The 19,532-nt window shown below is 70.9% G+C and carries 16 protein-coding genes and 1 pseudogene; 11 read left to right on the forward strand and 6 right to left on the reverse strand.

Annotated elements, in window-relative coordinates; translation table 11 throughout:
• Positions 1-2: 2 nt before the first annotated feature.
• The 4 genes from ACFYYF_RS24210 (at position 3) to ACFYYF_RS24225 (ending at position 3,145) form a co-directional block, all read left to right on the forward strand.
• The gene (locus ACFYYF_RS24210; RefSeq protein WP_388779004.1) at positions 3-722 is read left to right on the forward strand and encodes a YggS family pyridoxal phosphate-dependent enzyme; all 720 of its coding nucleotides are present in this window, start codon (positions 3-5) and stop codon (positions 720-722) included.
• Between the two features lie 129 nt (positions 723-851).
• A complete protein-coding gene (locus tag ACFYYF_RS24215; RefSeq protein ID WP_361686179.1) occupies positions 852-1,493 on the forward strand; it encodes a cell division protein SepF in 642 nt (213 codons plus the stop codon).
• 52 nt (positions 1,494-1,545) lie between these two features.
• Complete coding sequence (locus tag ACFYYF_RS24220) at positions 1,546-1,833, forward strand: YggT family protein (RefSeq protein ID WP_339128866.1); 288 nt, start codon at positions 1,546-1,548, stop codon at positions 1,831-1,833.
• A 55-nt stretch (positions 1,834-1,888) separates the two neighbouring features.
• Positions 1,889-3,145 (forward strand): DivIVA domain-containing protein, encoded by a 1,257-nt coding sequence (locus tag ACFYYF_RS24225; RefSeq protein WP_361686182.1) that lies wholly within the window; start codon positions 1,889-1,891, stop codon positions 3,143-3,145.
• 542 nt (positions 3,146-3,687) lie between these two features.
• On the opposite strand, the gene ileS is transcribed toward ACFYYF_RS24225, so the two are convergent.
• Positions 3,688-6,831, reverse strand: coding sequence for an isoleucine--tRNA ligase (gene ileS / locus ACFYYF_RS24230; RefSeq protein WP_361686185.1), 3,144 nt, complete (start codon positions 6,829-6,831; stop codon positions 3,688-3,690).
• Between the two features lie 422 nt (positions 6,832-7,253).
• Positions 7,254-7,805: a hypothetical protein gene (locus ACFYYF_RS24235; protein ID WP_388779007.1), complete on the reverse strand. Its 552-nt coding sequence runs from the start codon at positions 7,803-7,805 to the stop codon at positions 7,254-7,256.
• On the opposite strand from ACFYYF_RS24235, the gene ACFYYF_RS24240 reads away from it, so the two are divergent.
• The 5 genes from ACFYYF_RS24240 (at position 7,774) to ACFYYF_RS24260 (ending at position 12,249) form a co-directional block, all read left to right on the forward strand.
• Entirely contained in the window at positions 7,774-8,256 is a 483-nt protein-coding gene (locus tag ACFYYF_RS24240) for a TraR/DksA family transcriptional regulator (protein ID WP_388779010.1), read from the forward strand. The two genes, ACFYYF_RS24235 and ACFYYF_RS24240, sit on opposite strands and share 32 nt — an antisense overlap.
• Positions 8,257-8,380: 124 nt before the next feature.
• Positions 8,381-9,004: a signal peptidase II gene (gene lspA, locus ACFYYF_RS24245; RefSeq protein WP_361686194.1), complete on the forward strand. Its 624-nt coding sequence runs from the start codon at positions 8,381-8,383 to the stop codon at positions 9,002-9,004.
• 124 nt (positions 9,005-9,128) lie between these two features.
• Positions 9,129-10,073 (forward strand): RluA family pseudouridine synthase, encoded by a 945-nt coding sequence (locus ACFYYF_RS24250; protein ID WP_388779013.1) that lies wholly within the window; start codon positions 9,129-9,131, stop codon positions 10,071-10,073.
• A 59-nt stretch (positions 10,074-10,132) separates the two neighbouring features.
• The gene (locus ACFYYF_RS24255) at positions 10,133-10,582 is read left to right on the forward strand and encodes a GNAT family N-acetyltransferase (protein WP_388779209.1); all 450 of its coding nucleotides are present in this window, start codon (positions 10,133-10,135) and stop codon (positions 10,580-10,582) included.
• A gap of 80 nt (positions 10,583-10,662) precedes the next feature.
• A complete protein-coding gene (locus ACFYYF_RS24260; protein WP_388779016.1) occupies positions 10,663-12,249 on the forward strand; it encodes a Na+/H+ antiporter in 1,587 nt (528 codons plus the stop codon).
• Positions 12,250-12,330: 81 nt separating this feature from the next.
• Here the strand turns inward: ACFYYF_RS24260 and ACFYYF_RS24265 are convergent.
• Positions 12,331-13,468 (reverse strand): annotated as a pseudogene (locus ACFYYF_RS24265) (mechanosensitive ion channel family protein).
• A 160-nt stretch (positions 13,469-13,628) separates the two neighbouring features.
• Between ACFYYF_RS24265 and ACFYYF_RS24270 the strand changes: the two are divergent.
• Complete coding sequence (locus tag ACFYYF_RS24270) at positions 13,629-14,198, forward strand: dienelactone hydrolase family protein (RefSeq protein WP_361686206.1); 570 nt, start codon at positions 13,629-13,631, stop codon at positions 14,196-14,198.
• A gap of 10 nt (positions 14,199-14,208) precedes the next feature.
• Here ACFYYF_RS24270 and ACFYYF_RS24275 read toward each other — a convergent pair whose 3' ends face one another.
• The 3 genes from ACFYYF_RS24275 to ACFYYF_RS24285 form a co-directional block, all read right to left on the reverse strand.
• Entirely contained in the window at positions 14,209-15,876 is a 1,668-nt protein-coding gene (locus ACFYYF_RS24275; RefSeq protein ID WP_388779019.1) for an alkaline phosphatase D family protein, read from the reverse strand.
• 120 nt (positions 15,877-15,996) lie between these two features.
• The gene (locus tag ACFYYF_RS24280; RefSeq protein WP_388779022.1) at positions 15,997-16,845 is read right to left on the reverse strand and encodes a thioredoxin domain-containing protein; all 849 of its coding nucleotides are present in this window, start codon (positions 16,843-16,845) and stop codon (positions 15,997-15,999) included.
• 121 nt (positions 16,846-16,966) lie between these two features.
• Positions 16,967-17,650, reverse strand: coding sequence for a hypothetical protein (locus ACFYYF_RS24285; RefSeq protein ID WP_388779024.1), 684 nt, complete (start codon positions 17,648-17,650; stop codon positions 16,967-16,969).
• A 271-nt stretch (positions 17,651-17,921) separates the two neighbouring features.
• Between ACFYYF_RS24285 and ACFYYF_RS24290 the strand changes: the two genes are divergently transcribed.
• Entirely contained in the window at positions 17,922-19,526 is a 1,605-nt protein-coding gene (locus ACFYYF_RS24290) for an IS200/IS605 family accessory protein TnpB-related protein (RefSeq protein ID WP_388779211.1), read from the forward strand.
• Positions 19,527-19,532 lie beyond the last annotated feature (6 nt).

Here is a 19,532-nt window from a genome sequence, read left to right on the forward strand (position 1 = left end):
GCATGACGGACCGTAAGGCTCAACTCGCCGCGAACCTGGCGAAAGTGGAAGAACGCATCACGGCGGCCTGCACGGCGGCCGGACGCAAGCGTGAAGAGGTGACCCTGATCGTGGTCACCAAGACCTATCCCGCCAGTGATGTGCGGATGCTGTCCGAACTCGGTGTGCGGCACGTGGCCGAGAACCGGGACCAGGATGCTGCGCCGAAGAGCGCGGAGTGCTCGGATCTGCCCCTGTTGTGGCATTTTGTCGGCCAGTTGCAGACCAACAAGGTGCGTTCCGTGGTCGGTTACGCGGATTTCGTGCAGTCCGTCGACCGTGCCCGGCTCGTCACGGCCCTCTCGAAGGAAGCGGTGCGGGCGGAGCGCGAAGTGGGGTGCCTCGTGCAGGTCGCGCTGGACGCCGAGGAGGGCGGCCGCGGTGAGCGCGGCGGCGTGGGGGTGGGCGGGGTCGAGGAGTTGGCCGACCTCGTCGCGGGGTCCCCGGGGCTCCGGTTCGACGGGCTGATGACCGTCGCCCCCCTTACCGGCGCGTACGCGGGGCGCCAACAGGAGGCGTTCGGGCGGCTGATGGATTTGTCGACTGCCGTGCGCCGGGCCCATCCGGCTGCGAACATGGTCTCGGCAGGGATGAGCTCGGATCTCGAACAGGCTGTGGCGGCCGGAGCGACACATGTACGCGTCGGTACTGCGGTACTCGGAGTCCGACCCGGCCTCCGGTAACGTCGCCAAGAAGTCGGACCACAGCAGAAAATATGGTCATTACCGCCAAATGCGGGCATAACGACCTCGTGGATCGCGGGCACTTGGCAATTCGTCAGCCGATCCACCACAGAGCGGAGGACTCAGAGCATGGCCGGCGCGATGCGCAAGATGGCGGTCTACCTCGGCCTCGTGGAGGACGATGGGTACGACGGCAGAGGATTCGACCCCGACGACGACTTCGAGCCCGAGCTCGACCCGGAGCCCGAGCGTGACCGGCGACGGCACGAACCGCCGCACCAGTCACATCAGGTGCACTCGTCCCAAAGGGACGAATCGGTACGAGTGGTACAGCCCCCGGCGCCCCGCGACCCGGTGCCGCATTCCGCGTCGCTCGCCGCGGAGTCCGGACGTCCGGCACGCATCGCCCCCGTGGCGTCCATCACACAAGAACGTCAGAGCCTGGAGAAGAACGCCCCGGTGATCATGCCCAAGGTCGTGTCGGAACGAGAGCCGTACCGGATCACCACGCTGCACCCCCGGACGTACAACGAGGCCCGTACCATCGGGGAACACTTCCGTGAGGGCACCCCGGTGATCATGAACCTGACGGAGATGGACGACACCGACGCGAAGCGACTTGTCGACTTCGCCGCCGGTTTGGTGTTCGGTCTCCACGGCAGCATCGAGCGGGTGACGCAGAAGGTGTTCCTGTTGTCGCCTGCTAACGTCGATGTCACGGCGGAGGACAAGGCCCGCATCGCAGAGGGCGGGTTCTTCAACCAGAGCTGAGACGCAGGACCGGAACACCGTATGGAAAACAGGGGAGAGGGAAGCACGGATCATGAGCGTGGTCGGGCAGGTCTTCTACATCGCGCTGATGTGCTTCCTCATCGTGCTGATTTTCCGGTTGGTCATGGACTACGTCTTCCAGTTCGCCCGCTCATGGCAACCCGGCAAGGCGATGGTGGTCGTTCTGGAGGCCACCTACACTGTCACCGATCCACCGCTCAAGCTTCTGCGGCGGTTCATTCCGCCGCTGCGTCTCGGGGGCGTGGCGCTTGACCTGTCCTTCTTCGTGCTGATGATCATCGTCTTCATCTTGATCAGACTTACGCAGAACTTGATGTGAGCGATGTGAACGATACGGTCTTGCCGAATGCCGACGACTACGTTGAGGTGAAGAGATGCCGTTGACCCCCGAGGACGTGCGGAACAAGCAGTTCACGACCGTCCGCCTCCGAGAAGGCTATGACGAGGACGAGGTCGATGCCTTCCTCGACGAGGTCGAAGCCGAACTGACCCGCCTGCTCCGCGAGAACGAGGACCTGCGCGCCAAGCTGGCCGCCGCCACGCGCGCGGCCGCTCAGAACCAGCAGCAGCAGGGTATGCGCAAACCGCCCGAGCAGCAGGACCAGCAGGGCCCGCCGCAGGGTATGCGTGGGCCCGGCGCTCCCGTGCCCGCCGGGATATCGGGTCCGCCGCAGGGAATGGGCGGCCCCATGGGTGGTCCGCCTCAGCTCCCGAGCGGTGCTCCCGCGCTGCCCGCCGGCCCCAGCGGCCAGGGCGGCCCGCAGGGCCAGGGCCCCATGGGTCAGGGTCCGATGGGCCAGGGCCCCATGGGTCAGGGTCCGATGGGTCAGGGTCCGATGGGTCAGGGCCCCATGGGTCAGGGTCCGATGGGTCAGGGCCCCATGGGCCAGGGTCCCGGTCAGATGCAGCAAATGGGTGGCCCCATGGGCGGCCCCATGGGCGGTCCGATGGGTGGCCCCATGGGCGGTCCGATGGGTGGTCCGATGGGTGGCCCCATGGGCGGCCCCGGTCAGCAGATGCCGCAGCAGGGTCCCGGTGGCGACAGTGCCGCCCGTGTCCTCTCGCTGGCTCAGCAGACCGCCGACCAGGCGATCGCCGAGGCGCGCTCCGAGGCCAACAAGATCGTCGGTGAGGCTCGTAGCCGCGCCGAGGGTCTGGAGCGGGACGCCCGTGCCAAGGCCGACGCCCTGGAGCGGGACGCGCAGGAGAAGCACCGCGTCGCGATGGGCTCCCTGGAGTCCGCCCGCGCCACGCTGGAGCGCAAGGTCGAGGACCTGCGCGGCTTCGAGCGCGAGTACCGCACGCGTCTGAAGTCCTACCTGGAGTCGCAGCTGCGCCAGCTGGAGACGCAGGCGGACGACTCGCTCGCTCCGCCGCGCACGCCGGCCGCGGCCTCCCTGCCGGCGGCGTCCGCGCCGTCGATGGCTCCCGCGGGTGCCGGTGCGCCGTCCTACGGCGGCAACCCGGGCATGGGCGCGCCGTCGCAGGCGGGACCGTCGTACGGCGGGCAGCAGCAGATGTCGCCCGCGATGACCCAGCCGATGGCTCCGGTGCGGCCCCAGGGCCCGTCGCCGATGCAGCAGGCGCCCTCGCCGATGCGTGGGTTCCTCATCGACGAGGACGACAACTGACGGCCGCTCGCACGCCTTAGGCGTCGGCAGCATTCAGGGCGGGGCCCCCGGAGAGATCCGGGGGCCCCGCCCTTTTCCCATCCCCACGAAGGAGCTGTACGGGCCCCAGGAGCCGCCGACAGGCCCACGCGGGCCTCTCTTGCCGCGCGAGCCCCAACGCCCGGCACACCCGGCCTGCGGCCCCAGCCCGGCGGGCCACGTCTCAGTCCCGGCCGAGGAAGCTTTCAGCCCCAGCCGGGGAAGTTCAGCCCCTCCGGCGTTTGAGGAGCGGGGTCTGGGGCGGAGCCCCAGGGGCCACCTCTCGGGTACGGGGCCAGATTTCAGCCCCTCCGGCGATTGAGGAGCGGGGTCTGGGGCGGAGCCCCAGGGGTGGGAAGGGCAGGGGCGGAGGGGGCGAGGAACAGTGGGCGGAACCACGGCGGAGCCTGAGCCGCCTCGCAGGGCTGGGCCCGGGGAGCGGTGAGGGCCGGGAACGGCGAGGGCCCGGGGCCGCCAGGGGTTCTGGCGGTCCCGGGCCCTCGGCGCCGGTGGGGTTGCCCTCGTCACACCTTGCGGAGCCGGAACACCAGGGACAGCCCCTCGTCGGTGAACGGCTCCCCGAAGGCACCGTCGGCCTCACCCTGGGCGAAGTCCGTGGCGAGGACCTCGTCGGCGATGAGCCCGGCGTGCTCGGCGAGCGCCGCGACGACCGCCGGGTCCGTGGAGGTCCAGCGCAGCGCGATGCGGTCGGCGACGTCGAGACCGCTGTTCTTGCGGGCCTCCTGGATCAGCCGGATCGCGTCACGGGCGAGGCCCGCCTGCCGCAGCTCCTCGGTGATCTCCAGGTCGAGCGCGACGGTGGCGCCGGAGTCGGAGGCCACCGACCAGCCCTCGCGCGGGGTCTCTGTGATGATCACCTCGTCCGGGGCCAGGGTCACGGTCTCGCCGCCGACCTCGACGGACGCGGTGCCCTCGCGCAGGGCGAGGGACAGGGCCGCGGCGTCGGCCTGGGAGATGGCCTTCGCCACATCCTGGACGCCCTTGCCGAACCGCTTGCCCAGGGCGCGGAAGTTCGCCTTGGCGGTGGTGTCGACCAGTGAGCCGCCGACCTCGGAGAGCGACGCGAGGGAACTCACGTTCAGCTCCTCGGTGATCTGCGCGTGCAGCTCGGGGTCGAGCGCGGCGAACCCGGTGGCGGCGATCAGCGCGCGCGACAGCGGCTGACGGGTCTTGACGCCCGACTCCGCGCGCGTGGCCCGGCCGAGCTCGACGAGACGGCGCACGAGCACCATCTGGCGCGACAGCTCCGGGTCGATGACCGACAGGTCCGGCTCGGGCCAGGTCGACAGGTGCACGGACTCCGGGGCGTCCGGGGTGACCGGGACGACCAGGTCCTGCCAGACCCGCTCGGTGATGAACGGGGTCAGCGGCGCCATCAGCCGCGTGACGGTCTCCACGACCTCGTGCAGCGTGCGCAGCGCGGCCTTGTCGCCCTGCCAGAAGCGACGGCGGGAGCGGCGCACGTACCAGTTCGAGAGATCGTCGACGAACGCCGACAGGAGCTTGCCGGCCCGCTGGGTGTCGTACGCCTCCAGAGCCTGCGTCACCTGGTCGGTGAGCGCGTGGAGTTCGGACAGCAGCCAGCGGTCCAGGACCGGACGGTCCGCCGGAGCCGGATCGGCCTCGCTCGGCGCCCAGTCGCTGGTGCGGGCGTACAGCGCCTGGAAGGCGACGGTGTTCCAGTACGTGAGGAGCGTCTTGCGGACGACCTCCTGGATGGTGCCGTGGCCCACGCGCCGGGCCGCCCACGGCGAGCCGCCGGCCGCCATGAACCAGCGCACCGCGTCGGCGCCGTGCTGGTCCATCAGCGGGATGGGCTGCAGGATGTTGCCCAGGTGCTTGGACATCTTGCGGCCGTCCTCGGCGAGGATGTGGCCGAGGCACACGACGTTCTCGTACGAGGACTTGTCGAAGACCAGGGTGCCGACGGCCATCAGCGTGTAGAACCAGCCGCGCGTCTGGTCGATGGCCTCGGAGATGAACTGCGCCGGGTAGCGGCTCTCGAAGATCTCCTTGTTCTTGTACGGGTAGCCCCACTGCGCGAACGGCATCGAACCCGAGTCGTACCAGGCGTCGATGACCTCGGGCACGCGGGTCGCCGTCAGACCGCAGCCGCCCTGCGGGCACGGGAAGGTCACCGCGTCGATGTACGGGCGGTGCGGGTCGAGTTCCGACTGGTCGGTGCCGGTCAGCCCGGACAGCTCCGCGCGCGAGCCGACACAGGTGATGTGGCCCTCCTCGCAGGTCCACAGCGGCAGCGGCGTGCCCCAGTAACGGCTGCGCGAGAGAGCCCAGTCGATGTTGTTGTTCAGCCAGTCGCCGAAGCGGCCGTGCTTGACGGACTCCGGGAACCAGTTGGTCCCCTCGTTCTCCTCCAGGAGGCGGTCCTTGACGGCCGTCGTGCGGATGTACCAGGACGGCTGCGCGTAGTACAGCAGCGCGGTGTGGCAGCGCCAGCAGTGCGGGTAACTGTGCTCGTACGGGACGTGCTTGAAGAGGAGGCCGCGGTTCTGGAGGTCCTCGGTGAGCTTTTCGTCCGCCTTCTTGAAGAAGACGCCGCCCACGAGCGGGACGCTCTCCTCGAAGGTGCCGTTCGGGCGGATCGGGTTCACGACCGGAAGGCCGTACGAGCGGCAGACCTTGAGGTCGTCCTCACCGAAGGCGGGGGACTGGTGGACCAGACCCGTGCCGTCCTCGGTCGTCACGTACTCGGCGTTCACGACGAAGTGGGCGGGCTCGGGGAACTCGACGAGCTCGAACGGACGTTGATACGTCCAGCGCTCCATCTCGGCACCCGTGAAGGACTCGCCCGTGGGCTCCCAGCCCTCGCCGAGCGCCTTCTCGACGAGCGGCTGCGCGACGACGAGCCGCTCCTCGCCGTTCGTCACGACGACATAGGTGACACCCGGGTGGGCGGCGACCGCGGTGTTGGACACCAGCGTCCACGGAGTGGTCGTCCACACCAGCAGCGAGGCACGGCCGGCCAGCGGACCGGAGGTGAGCGGGAAACGGACGTACACGGAGGGGTCGACGATCGTCTCGTAGCCCTGGGCCAGCTCGTGGTCCGACAGGCCCGTCTCGTCGCGCGGGCACCAGGGCGCCACGCGGTAGTCCTGGACCAGCAGGCCCTTGTCGAAGATCTCCTTGAGCGACCACCACACGGACTCGATGTACTCGGGGTCCATCGTCCGGTAGGCGTCGTCGAGGTCGACCCAGTAGCCCATGCGGTTCGTGAGCTCGGTGAACGCGTCGGTGTGGCGGGTCACGGACTCGCGGCACCGGTCGTTGAACTCGGCGATGCCGAACGCCTCGATGTCCTGCTTGCCGGTGAAGCCGAGCTCTTTCTCGACCGCCAGCTCGACCGGGAGGCCGTGGCAGTCCCAGCCGGCCTTGCGGGCCACGTGGTAGCCGCGCATGGTGCGGAAGCGCGGGAAGACGTCCTTGAAGACGCGCGCTTCGATGTGGTGGGCGCCCGGCATGCCGTTGGCGGTGGGCGGGCCCTCGTAGAACACCCACTCCGGCCGGCCCTCGGACTGCTCGAGGCTCTTGGCGAAGATCTTCTGCTCACGCCAGAAGTCGAGCACGGCGTGCTCGAGTGCGGGCAGGTCGACCTGGGCGGGCACCTGGCGGTACGTCGGCGCTGTCATCGGCGAGCTTCCTCCAACGGACTTTCTGCCTTCCGTCGGAGGGACGAGAGCCGTCTTGCGACGGACGCCGTGTGCGGCGCGCTCCCGCGGTACCACCCTCCTTGGCCCTCCGGTACGCCGTTCGTGCCGGTGAGCCCCCTCATTGGGGTCGCGATGCCGGGTCTACTGACCCCAGAGGGGTGTTCTGCCGGCGGCTCCGGGGTGATCTTCGCGTCGCGCTCGCCCCCGGGCTTCCACCGTCCCCGGGTCGCTCCTGGCCGCGTACGCCGCTACTCGTCCCCATCCACGCTTCTCGCTGCGCCCAGTGTACGGCGCCCCGGAGCCGTCGGCCGACCGGTTTTCCCGGTCACGGCCGTGGCCTGCGCGGTGACCCGAATGGCGAGGCGCGCGCGTCCGGATCCCGGGACGCCGGTCCCGGCGGATTACCCGGCGGGGAGCTGGGCACAACGGAGGCAGACTCGCCGCGCGGGGCTCGCGTGGCGGGCGAATCGTGGCCGGGTCCCGTTGCCGCGGGCCGGAAGTCGATTTATCGTCCCAGCACGATTCGCGAGCAAGATCACAATATGTGAAGGGGCCGCGGCCATGGTGGCGAAGAAGACCGCCGTACAGCAGTCGGCGTCGGGCAGATCCACGAGTGCGGCGGCCGGGGAGACGGACGGGAAGAAGAACGCGCAGGCGGCCCCGGCGAAGACGGCCGGGACGAGGACGGCCTCCTCCAGGAGCGCGTCCACGAAGGCCGCGGGCCGGAAGACGGCCGCCAGGAAGACCACCGCGAAGAAGGCGGCCGCGGCCGCGGGGAAGACCGCGTCCGGGAAGTCCGCCGCCTCCGCGGCGCGGAAGAGCACGGGCACGGCGAGGAAGAGCACCGGTACGGCCAGGAAGACGGCCGCTGCGGCGGCCCAGGGCGCGGCCGAGGCCGCGAAGACGACGGGAGCCACGACGGTGGTTGCGAAGAAGACCCGTGGCGCTGCCACGGCCGCCAAGAAGGCCACCGCCGTACCGAAGGCGAGGATCGCCGCGGTCGAGCCCGGCGAGCTCGCGGTGCGGCCGGGGGAGGACCCCTGGACACCGGAGGAGGTCGGGGCGGCCCGCGCGGAGCTCCAGTCCGAGGCGCTGCGGCTGCGCGCCGAGATCTCCTCGTCCGAGGAGGCCCTGGCGGGCCTGATGCGGGACTCGGGCGACGGCGCGGGCGACGACCAGGCGGACACCGGTACGAAAAACATCACACGCGAGCACGAGATGGCACTCAACTCGAACGCGCGGGAAACGCTGGAGCAGACCGAGCACGCCCTGGAGCGCCTCGACGCGGGCACCTACGGGCTCTGCGAGAACTGCGGCAACGCCATCGGGAAGGCCCGGATGCAGGCGTTCCCGCGCGCCACCCTGTGCGTCGAGTGCAAGCAGAAGCAGGAACGCAGGCACTGAACCCCGGGCGCCGCAAGGGGGTGCCGGCGCCTCGCGGCCCGGAGTGCTCCTGAGCACCTGGGCCCGCGAGCGTGTGACGTACCCTCGTCCTCAGTCAGGAACCTAGGTCGAGGGACTCACTCACGTGGCAGAGGCGGAGCGCATCATCGGTACGCCGGAGATTCCAGGGGCGGCGGGAGCCGAACCGGAACAGTCCGGCGGGAACGCGGCGTCCGGCGACCGGTCCGGCGCCGACGCGCCGGCCCCGGCCGAGCGGCCCCGGGGCAAGCGCAGGATCGCCGTGCTCTTCACGGTGGCCGTCCTGGCGTACGCCCTCGATCTCGTCAGCAAGATGATCGTGGTGGCGAAGCTGGAGCACCACGACTCCATCGACGTCCTCGGGGACTGGCTGAGGTTCGAGGCGATCCGCAACGCGGGTGCCGCCTTCGGCTTCGGCCAGGCGTTCACGATCATCTTCACGGTGATCGCGGCGGCCGTGATCGTCGTCATCGCCCGGCTCGCCCGCAAGCTCTACAGCGTGCCGTGGGCCATCGCGCTCGGCCTGCTGCTGGGCGGTGCGCTCGGCAACCTCACCGACCGGATCTTCCGCTCGCCCGGCGTCTTCGAGGGCGCGGTCGTGGACTTCATCGCACCCAAGCACTTCGCCGTCTTCAACCTCGCCGACTCGGCGATCGTCTGCGGCGGCATCCTGATCGTGCTGCTCTCCTTCCGGGGCCTGGACCCGGACGGCACGGTCCACAAGGACTGACCCCTCCCGGGCCTGTCGTACGGGCCGTCCCGCGACCCGTACGACGCCTCGGGGAGGCATCGGCCGGGCACGGGCGTCCGGGCCGTGGTCCGGCGGTGTCCGAGCCGTCCGGCATACTCGACGGGTGAGCACGATTCCCGAGATCCGTACCCTGCCCGTGCCCGACGGCCTGGAGGGCGAGCGCGTCGACGCCGCCATCTCCCGCATGCTGGGCTTCTCCCGAACCAAGGCCGCGGAGCTCGCCGCGGCGGGGAAGGTCACGGTCGACGGCTCGGTGGTCGGCAAGTCCGAGCGGGTGCACGGCGGCGCCTGGCTCGAGGTCGAGATGCCCGGGGCCCCCGCGCCCGTGCAGATCGTCGCCGAACCCGTCGAGGGCATGGAGATCATCCATGACGACGACGACGTGCTCGTGATCGTCAAGCCCGTCGGCGTGGCCGCCCACCCCAGCCCCGGCTGGTCGGGCCCGACCGTCATCGGCGGTCTCGCGGCCGCCGGCTACCGCATCTCGACCTCCGGCGCGGCCGAGCGCCAGGGCATCGTCCACCGCCTGGACGTGGGCACCTCGGGCCTGATGACGGTCGCCAAGTCGGAGCACGCGTACACCTCGCTCAAGCGCCAGTTCAAGGAGCGCACGGTCGACAAGCGCTACCACGCGCTCGTGCAGGGCCACCCGGACCCGACCAGCGGCACCATCGACGCGCCCATCGGACGCCACCCGAACCACGACTACAAGTGGGCGGTCACGGCCGAGGGCAAGCCCTCCGTCACGCACTACGACCTGATCGAGGCGTTCCGCGCCGCCTCCCTGCTCGACATCAAGCTGGAGACCGGGCGCACCCACCAGATCCGCGTCCACATGTCCGCGCACCGCCACCCCTGCGTCGGCGACCTGACCTACGGCGCGGACCCCACGCTCGCCAAGCGCCTCGGCCTCACCCGCCAGTGGCTGCACGCGGTGCGCCTCGGCTTCGAGCACCCCGCGGACGGCCGCTGGGTGGAGTTCGAGACCGGCTACCCCGAGGACCTCCGGCGCGCGCTGGACAAGGTCCGTGAGGAGAGCAACGCGTGAGTTCCGGTCCGGACACGGCGGCGGGCGTCTCCCACGAGGCGCGGGGCGTCGCGTACGAGGTGCGGGTCGCCGAGCACGCCGACGACCGTGAGGCCTGCTTCGCGGTGCGCAAGGACGTCTTCGTCGGCGAGCAGGGCGTCCCCCAGGACATCGAGTACGACGCGTACGACCCCGGTGCCCTGCACGTGCTGGCGGTCACCGAGGACGGCGCAGCCCTCGGCACCGGGCGTCTGCTCCGGGGCGAGGCGGCCGCCGCGAAGGTCGGCGGGGACCCGGCCGTCGGCTCGCTCGGACGGCTCGCCGTGACGCGCGAGGCGCGCGGACTCGGCGTCGGCGCCGCGCTGGTCGGGGCCATCGAGGCCGCGGCACGCGCGGGTGGCCTGACCGCCGTGGACCTGCACGCGCAGACGCACGCGCTGGGGTTCTACGAACGCCTCGGATACGTGGCCTACGGTCCCGAGTTCGCGGACGCGGGAATGCCGCACCGCGCGATGCGCAAGGCGCTGTGAGCCGGGGATCGCCGTAGCCGCGTGGCACGCTTGGGGTCTGGTTCGCCTTTGATCGTCGAGACCCCGCCGGAGCGCTGACCGTGGATCAGTTGGCCCTGCTGTTCGTGCTCCTGCTCGGGGCCGTGGTCAGCGTCCCGCTCGGAGAGCGGTGGGGGCTTCCCTCCCCGGTCCTGGTGACCCTGCTCGGCATGGTGCTGGCCGTGCTGGACTTCGTCCCGGACGTGGACATCCCGCCGGAACTGATCCTGCCCGCGCTGCTGCCGCCGCTGCTGTACGCCGCGGTCCGCCGCACCTCGTGGAGACAGTTCGCCGCGAACAGACGCCCGATCTTCCTGCTCGCCGTGGCCCTGGTGTTCGTCACCACCCTGGCGGTCGCGGCCGTCGCGAGCTCGATCGTGCCCGGACTGCCGCTCGCCGCCGCCTTCGCCCTGGGCGCTCTCGTCGCGCCCCCCGACCCGGTCGCGGCGACCGCCGTCGCCGGCCAGCTCGGGCTCCCGCGGCGCCTGGTGTCGATCCTGGAGGGGGAAGGGCTCTTCAACGACGTCACGGCGATCGTGCTCTACCACGTGGCCATCGCCGCCGCGGTCAGCGGAACCTTCTCGCCCTGGCGGGCCGGACTCGACTTCGTGCTCTCCGCCGTCGTGGCGCTCGTCGTCGGGCTGGCCCTCGGATGGGCGGCGAACAAGCTGATGACGCTGGTCGGCGACGCCCCCCTCCAGGTCGGCCTCACCCTGCTGGTGCCGTACGCCGCGTACGTGCTGGCCGAGGAGCTGCACGGATCGGGCGTGCTCGCCGTGCTCGTCACCGCCCTGTTCCTGGCCGAGTACGCCACCGACGCCGACGACGTCGCGACCCGGCTCGCCGGGGCGACCGTGTGGGAGGTGGTGGACACGCTCGTCACCGGGGTCGCGTTCGGACTCATCGGCCTCGAACTGCACAACGCGATCCGCACGGCGGCGGGACGCTGGGGCGAGATGCTCGGCTGGGCCGCCACGATCGTGGTCGTGGTGGTGTTCGTCCGCCTGGCCTGGCTGCTGCCCGCGACCTGGCTGACCAAGCGGCTGCACGCCAAGCGGGACTACGACGAGGAGATCCCGACCTCGTGGCGCGAGACCGTCGTCATGTGGTGGGCCGGGATGCGCGGGGTCGCCTCCGTGGCCCTGGCGCTCGCCATTCCGCTGAAGATGGACGACGGGTCGCCGTTCCCCGACCGCGACGAGATCGTGTTCATCGCCTTCGGGGTGATCATGGCGACCCTGGTGCTCCAGGGTCTCACCCTGCCCTGGCTGGTCAGGAAGCTCGGGGTGCGGGCCGACGAGGATGTCGAGAAGGCCTTCGAGAAGGAACTCGCGGTGCGGGCCGCCAAGGCCGCGAAGCGGAGGCTGCGGGAGATCGAGGAGGTGGAGGACCTGCCGGAGGAGGTCTCCGAGCAACTGCTGCGCCGGGCCTTCGAGATCGGTGTGCGGATCAGCCCCGACATGGGCGACGAGGAGCGGCGCGAGGCGCATCTGCAGCGGGTGCGGCGGATGAAGCGGATGCGGCGGATCCAGGGGGAGATGATGAGCGCCGCCCGGCACGAGGTGCTGTCCGCGCGGAGCGAGCCCGGGGCCGACCCGGAGATCGTGGACCGCGTCCTGAGACACCTGGACGTCCGAAGCCTCCGCTGAGCCCCGCCGACGCGTCCACCGGCGCCGCCCGCGTCACCGGCGCCGGGTACGTTCACCCGGCGCCGGACGCCCTGCGCGGGCTCAGCCGCGGCCCGGGCCCGTGCGGGGTGGTTCGTGGGCGTGGCGGGCGTGGGGGCGGGACACCGCCCCGTCCGGTTCCGTGCGGCCCGCGCGGGCGCTCGGGCCGTGGAGCAGCGCCGCCTCGGCGGTGTTGACGCGGGGGAGCGCGTACGGGTGCTGTTCGGTCAGCCAGCGGATCAGCTGCTCGCGGACCGTGACCCGTACCGTCCAGATGTCGTCCGCGTCCTTCGCGGTGACCAGGGCGCGCACCTGCATGGTGTTGGGCGTCGAGTCGGTCACGGCGAGGCCGTAGTCGCGGCCGTCCCAGGCCGGGCACGCGCAGGATGTCGCGCAGCTTGGCGCGCATCGCCTCCACCGGGGCGGAGTGGTCGAGGTGCAGGAAGACGATGCCGGTCATCTGGGGCGTGCCGCGCGACCAGTTCTCGAACGGCTTCGAGGTGAAGTACGAGACCGGCATGGTGATCCGGCGCTCGTCCCACGTCCGTACGGTCAGGAACGTCAGGGTGATCTCCTCGACCGTGCCCCACTCGCCGTCGACGACCACGGTGTCGCCGAGCCGCACCATGTCGCCGAAGGCGATCTGGAGTCCGGCGAAGAGGTTCGAGAGGGTGGACTGGGCGGCGACACCGGCGACGATGCCGAGGATTCCGGCCGAGGCCAGCAGCGAGGCGCCGGCCGCGCGCATCGCGGGGAAGGTGAGCAGCATCGCCGCGGCCGCGACCACGCCGACGACCGCGGTGACCACCCGCTGGATCAGCGTGACCTGGGTGCGGACCCGGCGGATCCGGGCCGGATCGCGGTGCGCGTTGGCGTACCGGTTGTACGAGGTCTCGACGACCGCCGTGGCGATGCTCACCACCAGCCAGGCGGCGGCGCCGATCAGGATCAGGGTCAGGGTCCGGCCGATGCCGATCCGGTGCTCGACCAGGACCCTCACCTGGTCGTAGGAGCCTCTGAGCAGGGCAGCGAACAGGACGAGCTGGAAGGGGACACGGCCGCGGCGGAGCAGACCCCACAGGGAGGTCTCGCTGTGCCGGTCGTCAGCCCGCCGCAGCAGACGGTCCACGGACCATCCGATGAGCAGGGTGAGGACGACCGAGCCTCCGACGACGATCACCGGGCGCAGTACGTTCTCCATGCCTGAGAAGCTAACCGGCCGTCGGCATCATGAACATGTGTTCTCGGGGCGGAACGGGGTATCCCAGGGGCTCGTTCCGGAGCGCGTAGGCGACCGGCTCCCGTCACCCCGCGGGACGGCCGGACCGGCGCTGTCGGTGCAGGCTGGCACCATGGAGTCCATGAACATCATGCTCTTTCACTCGACCTACGGCCTCAGGCCGGCGGTGCGCGCGGCGGCGGACCGGCTGCGCGCCGCGGGCCACGAGGTGTGGACCCCCGACCTCTTCGAGGGGCACACCTTCGAGACCGTCGAGGAGGGCATGGCCTTCAGCGACGGGATCGGCAAGGACGAGCTGCTCAAGCGGGCGGTCCTGGCCGCCGCGCCCTACTCCGACCGCGGTCTGGTCTACGCGGGCTTCTCCCTCGGCGCCTCGATCGGGCAGACCCTGGCCCTCGGTGACGAGAAGGCCCGCGGACTGCTCCTGCTGCACGGCACGTCGGACATCGCCGAGAGCGCGTCGGTGGACGAGCTTCCCGTCCAGCTGCACGTCGCCGAGCCGGACCAGTTCGAGACGGACGACTGGCTGAGCGCCTGGTATCTCCAGATGCAGAGAACCGGAGCCGACGTGGAGATCTACCGGTACGCGGGCGCGGGCCACCTCTACACCGACCCGGACCTGCCGGACTACGACGCCGAGGCGGCCGAGGCCACCTGGAAGGTGGCACTCGGCTTCCTCGATTCGCTGTAGGACCGGGGGACTACACCGGGTCGTACGTCCGTTCCACCGTCTGTGTGCCGCTGCGTGTGCGGTACGAACGGGCCCAGGACGAGGTCGCGTTCGGGTTCGTGCGGTCGGACAGCACGTAGTAGTCCATCTGCGCGCGGTCGGCCGTGATGTCCAGGACGCCGTAGCCGTGCCGGTCGGTGTCGACCCAGTGCACATGGCGGTTGGCCGCGCGGATGACCGGGGCGGCGACGGCCGAGACGACGCCCTCGGGGACCTTGACGATGTCGTCGAGGTTGTCGGACGTCATCGAGGTGACGACGAACTCCGTGGCGGCGGACGCGGACAGCGGGTACGTACCGGCGTCCACCGGCACGTCGTTGGCCCAGGCCATGTGGATGTCGCCGGTCAGGAAGACCGTGTTGCGGATGGCGTTGGACCGCAGGTGCGCGAGCAGTTCGCGGCGGTCGTCGGTGTAGCCGTCCCACTGGTCGGTGTTGAGTGCGATGCCCTCCTGAGGGAGTCCGAGCAGCTTGGCCAGCGGCTTGAGCAGGTCGGCTGACAGGGAGCCCACCGCGAACGGCGAGATCATCACCGAGTTGCCGACCAGACGCCAGGTGGTGTCGGAGGACTTGAGTCCGGACTTCAGCCAGTCGAGCTGGGCGCGGCCGGTGATCGTGCGCTCCGGGTCGTCGACCGAACCGCTGGCGGTGGACGCCTGCTCCGACCGGAAGGAGCGCAGGTCGAGCAGCGCGAGGTCGGCCAGCTTGCCGAAGCGCAGCCGCCGGTAGGTGGTTCCGGCGATGGCCGGGCGGACCGGCATCCACTCGAAGTAGGCCTGCTTCGCGGCCGCCTGACGGGCCGACCAGGCTCCCTCGGCGCCCTCGGTGTGGTTGACCGCGCCGCCCGACCAGGAGTTGTCGGCGAACTCGTGGTCGTCCCAGATCGCGACGACCGGCGCCTTGTGGTGCAGGGCCTGGAGGTCCGGGTCCGTCTTGTAACGGCCGTGCCGGGTGCGGTAGTCGGCGAGGGTGAGGATCTCGTTGGCCGGGGCGTGCGGCCGCACGACCGTGCCGCGGGTGCCGTACTCGCCGGACTTGTACTCGTAGATGTAGTCGCCGAGGTGCAGCCAGGCGTCCAGGTCGCCGCGCGCCGCGAGGTGACGGTACGCCGAGAAGTAGCCGGCCTCCCAGTTGGCGCAGGAGACCACGCCGAAGCGCAGCCCGGCGACGGAGGCGTCGGCGGCCGGGGTGGTGCGGGTGCGGGCGACGGGCGAGTCGGTACCGCCGGCGGAGAACCGGAACCAGTAGTCCGTGGCGGGCTGCAGGCCGCGGATGTCCGCCTTGACGGTGTGGTCGGAGGCGGCCGTCGCGACGGTGGAACCCGTGGCGACGACGGAGGTGAACGCCTTGTCCCGGGCGACGGTCCAGCTCACCTCGGTGTCCGGGCCCAGCCCGGAGCCGGGTATCGCCTGAGACGTCGGCGTCACCCGGGTCCAGAGCAGGATGCCGTCGGGCAGCGGGTCGCCGGAGGCGACGCCGTGCAGGAACGTGGGCGCCTCGGCGGCGCGGGCGGGCAGGGCGGCCGCGAGCGGGGCGGCGAGGACGGCGGTGGCGGCCGCGGCCTTGACGACCGTACGGCGGCGGGGGGCGCGGGAGTTGAGGACTTCCGCGGAGTCGGTTGATCTCTGTCGACTGGTCACGGGCGATGAGGTTACCGAGCGGTACAAGCCAAGAGCGGGCGAACTGGAAAAGTTCGCCCGCTCTTCTGCTTTTCGCCGCTCAGGTCACATAGGTCACACAGGTCACCCGGTGCTGACTGTTCAGGCCTTGAGGGCCGCGTCGATCGCCTTGGTGAAGTCGGCCACCGTCATCGGGGCGTTCTGGCCGTCCGAGCCGGTGAGCTTCTTGCCGTCCATGACCAGGCTCGGCGTGCCGTTGACGCCGTCCTTGTTGTTGTTCCAGGTCTCGGACATGGCCAGCGCCCAGGCGTCGTACGTGCCCTTCTTGACCGCGTCCTGGAACTTGGCGTTGTTCTTCAGCGCGGGGACGGTGTTCGCGACCTTGATGAGGTAGGCGTCGTCCTTGAACTTGTCGGTCGTCTCCTCGGGGTGGTACTTCGCCGAGTAGAGCGCGGCCTTGTAGTCGAGGAACGCCTGGTCGCTGACGTTCAGCGCGGCGCCCATCGCGCTCATCGCGTTCTTCGAGCCCTCGCCGCGGGAGCCGATCGAGATCTTCCCGCTCTTGTCGGAGTCGCCGTCGAGGAACGTGCCGCCGATGTACTGGATCTTGAACTTGCCGGCGTCGAGGTCCTTCTGGACGGTCGGGCCGACGGTCTGCTCGAAGGAGGCGCAGATCGGGCAGCGCGGGTCCTCGTACAGCTTCAGGGTCTTCTTCGCGGTGTCCTTGCCGATGACGACGGTCGTGCCGTCCTTGCCCGTGGTGTTTGCCGGGGCGACCACCTTGTCGCTCGCCACGGCCTCCCACTGGGAGGGCTTGTTGTTCTGCACGACGGCGTAGCCGATGCCGCCCGCTATCGCGAGGACCGCGACGAGGGAGCCGGCCACGATCGCCTGGCGCTTGACCTTGTCGCGCTTGGCCTGGCGCTCGCGCTCCAGGCGCAGCCTCTCGCGCGCCGCCGTCTTCGACGCCTGGCTGTTCCGCTTGCTCATAGTGGTGTTCTCCATCGGGGACGCGCACGACGTGGTACGCGGAATACGTAAGGGGGACTGCTGGTGCTCAGGGCTGTTCCGGGGAACGTCCGTTCCCGCGCGGTCGCCCGGGCCGGCCGGTTCAGGCGGACAGGGCCGGCAGGGGCGGTCCGCGGCGTCCCAGGGAGTGCACGAACAGGCGGGTGCGGGCGGCGGCCGGCCGGTGCGCGGTGCGCGGCAGCGGACGGGCGGGGGCCGGCCGGACGGTCACCGCGGCGACCGCGAGCAGCAGCGGCCGGAAGGTCGAGGCGGCCACCGCGCGGACGAACTGGTCCAGGGCGCGCTCGCCCCGGCGCAGCCACGCGGCGGCGAGCAGGCCGACGGCGACGTGCGCGCCGAGCAGCAGCCAGGCGGCGGCCGGGTCGGCGTGCGCGAGCAGGGCGGCGGCACGGTCGGGGGCGCCGCCGGTCACCCGGGACAGCGGGGTGCCCACGTCGCCGCCGCACAGCACGTCGAGGCCGACCGAGCGCAGCGGGCCCGTGACCGGGCCGCCCGCGCTGCCGTAACAGACGTGCTGGCCGGTCGTGAACACGGTGTCGGCGGCCAGTTCCAGCGGGACGAGCAGGGCGGCGATGCGGCCGAAGCCGCGCTCACGGCCCGCGAGCGCGAAGGAGAGGGCGAAGACGGCGGCGCTGATCGCGGCCACGGTGGTCAGCGGCAGCGGCATCCGGGACAGCAGCACGTGCGACGCGGCGGAGAGCGTCACGACGACAGCCGTGAACACGGCCGCGCGCGCGGCTCTGAGCTGGGTCCCGGATATGTCCATAGCAGAGGTGAGTCTCCCACGCGCTCCCGTAAGCATCCCCTAAAGGGTTGGCAACTGTTGCTCTTGACTGCGTATGGGGGTGTTCTCGCGTGGATGGGTGAGTGTCGGTGAGGTTCGTCCGCATGAGAGCGCGGGCGGGAACGGGAGTTCTTGTCTCGAAGGGGTGACCTGTGCGGGTGGTGGTCGTTGAGTGGGGTGGCGGGTTGTTCGTTGGGTGTTCGGGTCGGGGGTGATCGGGTTGGGCGATGCGGGTGGGCTGCGGGCGGTAGGGGTGTCGTTCGTGGTGCCCGGTCCGTCGGGTGTGTCGCTCCGTGACCGGCTCAAGGGTCTGACGGTCGAGGACGAGGGTGTGTTGCGGCTGGTCGGCGACCATCTCGGTTCGCTGGCGGCAGTGGATCTGAAGGCGCGGTGCGCGGCTGGCCTGGACCACGACAGCGAAAGCTGGGCGGTGCGTAAGCGGGAGCTGACGGGGCTGTCGTCATCGCGGTGGGCGGGATCGTTGACGAAGGCCACGCATGACTTGTGGGCGCTGGCCCGGCGAGGCCAGGCCGCGCACATCCGGCAGCTCGAAGCCGGGGTGAACACGATCCGGCACCGGCTGGCGCTGCCTCTGGGGGAGAAGGGCAGCAAGCGGACGGCGGGTGGATATCGCAGTCGGCGGGAGTGGCATGCCAAGACGCGTCGCCTGCGGGTGCTGGAGGACCGGCTGGAACGGGCGCGGGCCGACTGGGCGGCCGGTCGGGTGCGGGTGGTCCGGGGCGGGAAACATTTGCTCCACAGTCGCCACCACCTGGAACAGGCCCACCTCATCGAGGACGTGTGGCGTGCCGGGTGGGAGGCGTCGCGCCGGTTCCTTCAGGCGGACGGCGAGTCCGGGAAGCGGTACGGCAACGAGACCATCCGCATCAGCCCCGACGGCGAGGTCAGCATCAGGCTCCCGGCCCCGCTGTCTCATCTCGCCAATGCCCCGCACAGTCGCTACGTCCTCACCGCGCGGGTGTCGTTTGCGCACCGGGGCCAGGCGTGGCGCGACCGGGTCGAGGCGGACCGGGCAGTGGCCTACCACATCCACGAAGACGTCCAGCGACAACGTTGGTACCTGACTGCCTCCTGGGCCATCCCACCCGCCCAGACCATGCCCCTGACCGCCGTCCGGGCAGGCGGCCTGGTCGGCGTCGACACCAACGCCGACCACCTGGCAGCCTGGCGGCTGGACCAGCACGGCAACCCGGTAGGTGCCCCGCGCCGCTTCGCCTACGACCTGACCGGCTCGGCCGACCACCGTGACGCACAGGTGCGCCACGCGCTGACCCGCCTGCTCCATTGGGCTCGACGCCACCGTCTCGCCATCGCGGTCGAGGATCTCGACTTCACCGCGGAGACCAGCCGGGAGAAGCACGGTCGGCAGAAGAAGTTCCGCAAGCTGATCTCCGGCATGCCCATCGCCCGGCTGCGCGCCCGTCTGATCTCCATGGCCACCGAGCTCGGCATCCCTCTGGTCGCGGTCGACCCCGCCTACACCTCGAAGTGGGGCGCCCAGCACTGGCAGAAACCCCTCACCACCAGCAGACGCACCACCACCCGGCACGACGCTGCCGCCGTGGCCATCGGAAGGCGCGCCCTGGGACACCCGATCCGGCGTCGGACGGCACCGCCCCGTACCCACCAGAGCGATGGGTACGGGCATCGGACCGTGCAGGCCGGAACGGGCTCCCCGGGGCGTGAGGAAACCCGCCCCCGCATCCCCGGACCTCGGACACGATCCGTGCGGCCCGGACGCGGAGCGAACGCGGGCAACCAGAACGCCCAACACCGTCCGGGGCGTTCGGCTGAGCACGGGTCCTGGCAACAGGACTCACTCCCGCTCAGTCCCTAGGGACGG

It is taken from the genome of Streptomyces sp. NPDC001914, assembly GCF_042891215.1.
GTDB lineage: Bacteria > Actinomycetota > Actinomycetes > Streptomycetales > Streptomycetaceae > Streptomyces.

What these genes read in the sequence shown, in the direction of transcription:
- ACFYYF_RS24210 (WP_388779004.1), top strand. Translation starts at nt 3, where the DNA reads ATGACGGACCGTAAGGCTCAACTCGCCGCGAACCTGGCGAAAGTGGAA.
- ACFYYF_RS24215 (WP_361686179.1), top strand. Translation starts at nt 852, where the DNA reads ATGGCCGGCGCGATGCGCAAGATGGCGGTCTACCTCGGCCTCGTGGAG.
- ACFYYF_RS24220 (WP_339128866.1), top strand. Translation starts at nt 1,546, where the DNA reads ATGAGCGTGGTCGGGCAGGTCTTCTACATCGCGCTGATGTGCTTCCTC.
- ACFYYF_RS24225 (WP_361686182.1), top strand. Translation starts at nt 1,889, where the DNA reads ATGCCGTTGACCCCCGAGGACGTGCGGAACAAGCAGTTCACGACCGTC.
- ileS (WP_361686185.1), bottom strand. Translation starts at nt 6,831, where the DNA reads ATGACAGCGCCGACGTACCGCCAGGTGCCCGCCCAGGTCGACCTGCCC.
- ACFYYF_RS24270 (WP_361686206.1), top strand. Translation starts at nt 13,629, where the DNA reads ATGAACATCATGCTCTTTCACTCGACCTACGGCCTCAGGCCGGCGGTG.
- ACFYYF_RS24280 (WP_388779022.1), bottom strand. Translation starts at nt 16,845, where the DNA reads ATGAGCAAGCGGAACAGCCAGGCGTCGAAGACGGCGGCGCGCGAGAGG.
- ACFYYF_RS24285 (WP_388779024.1), bottom strand. Translation starts at nt 17,650, where the DNA reads ATGGACATATCCGGGACCCAGCTCAGAGCCGCGCGCGCGGCCGTGTTC.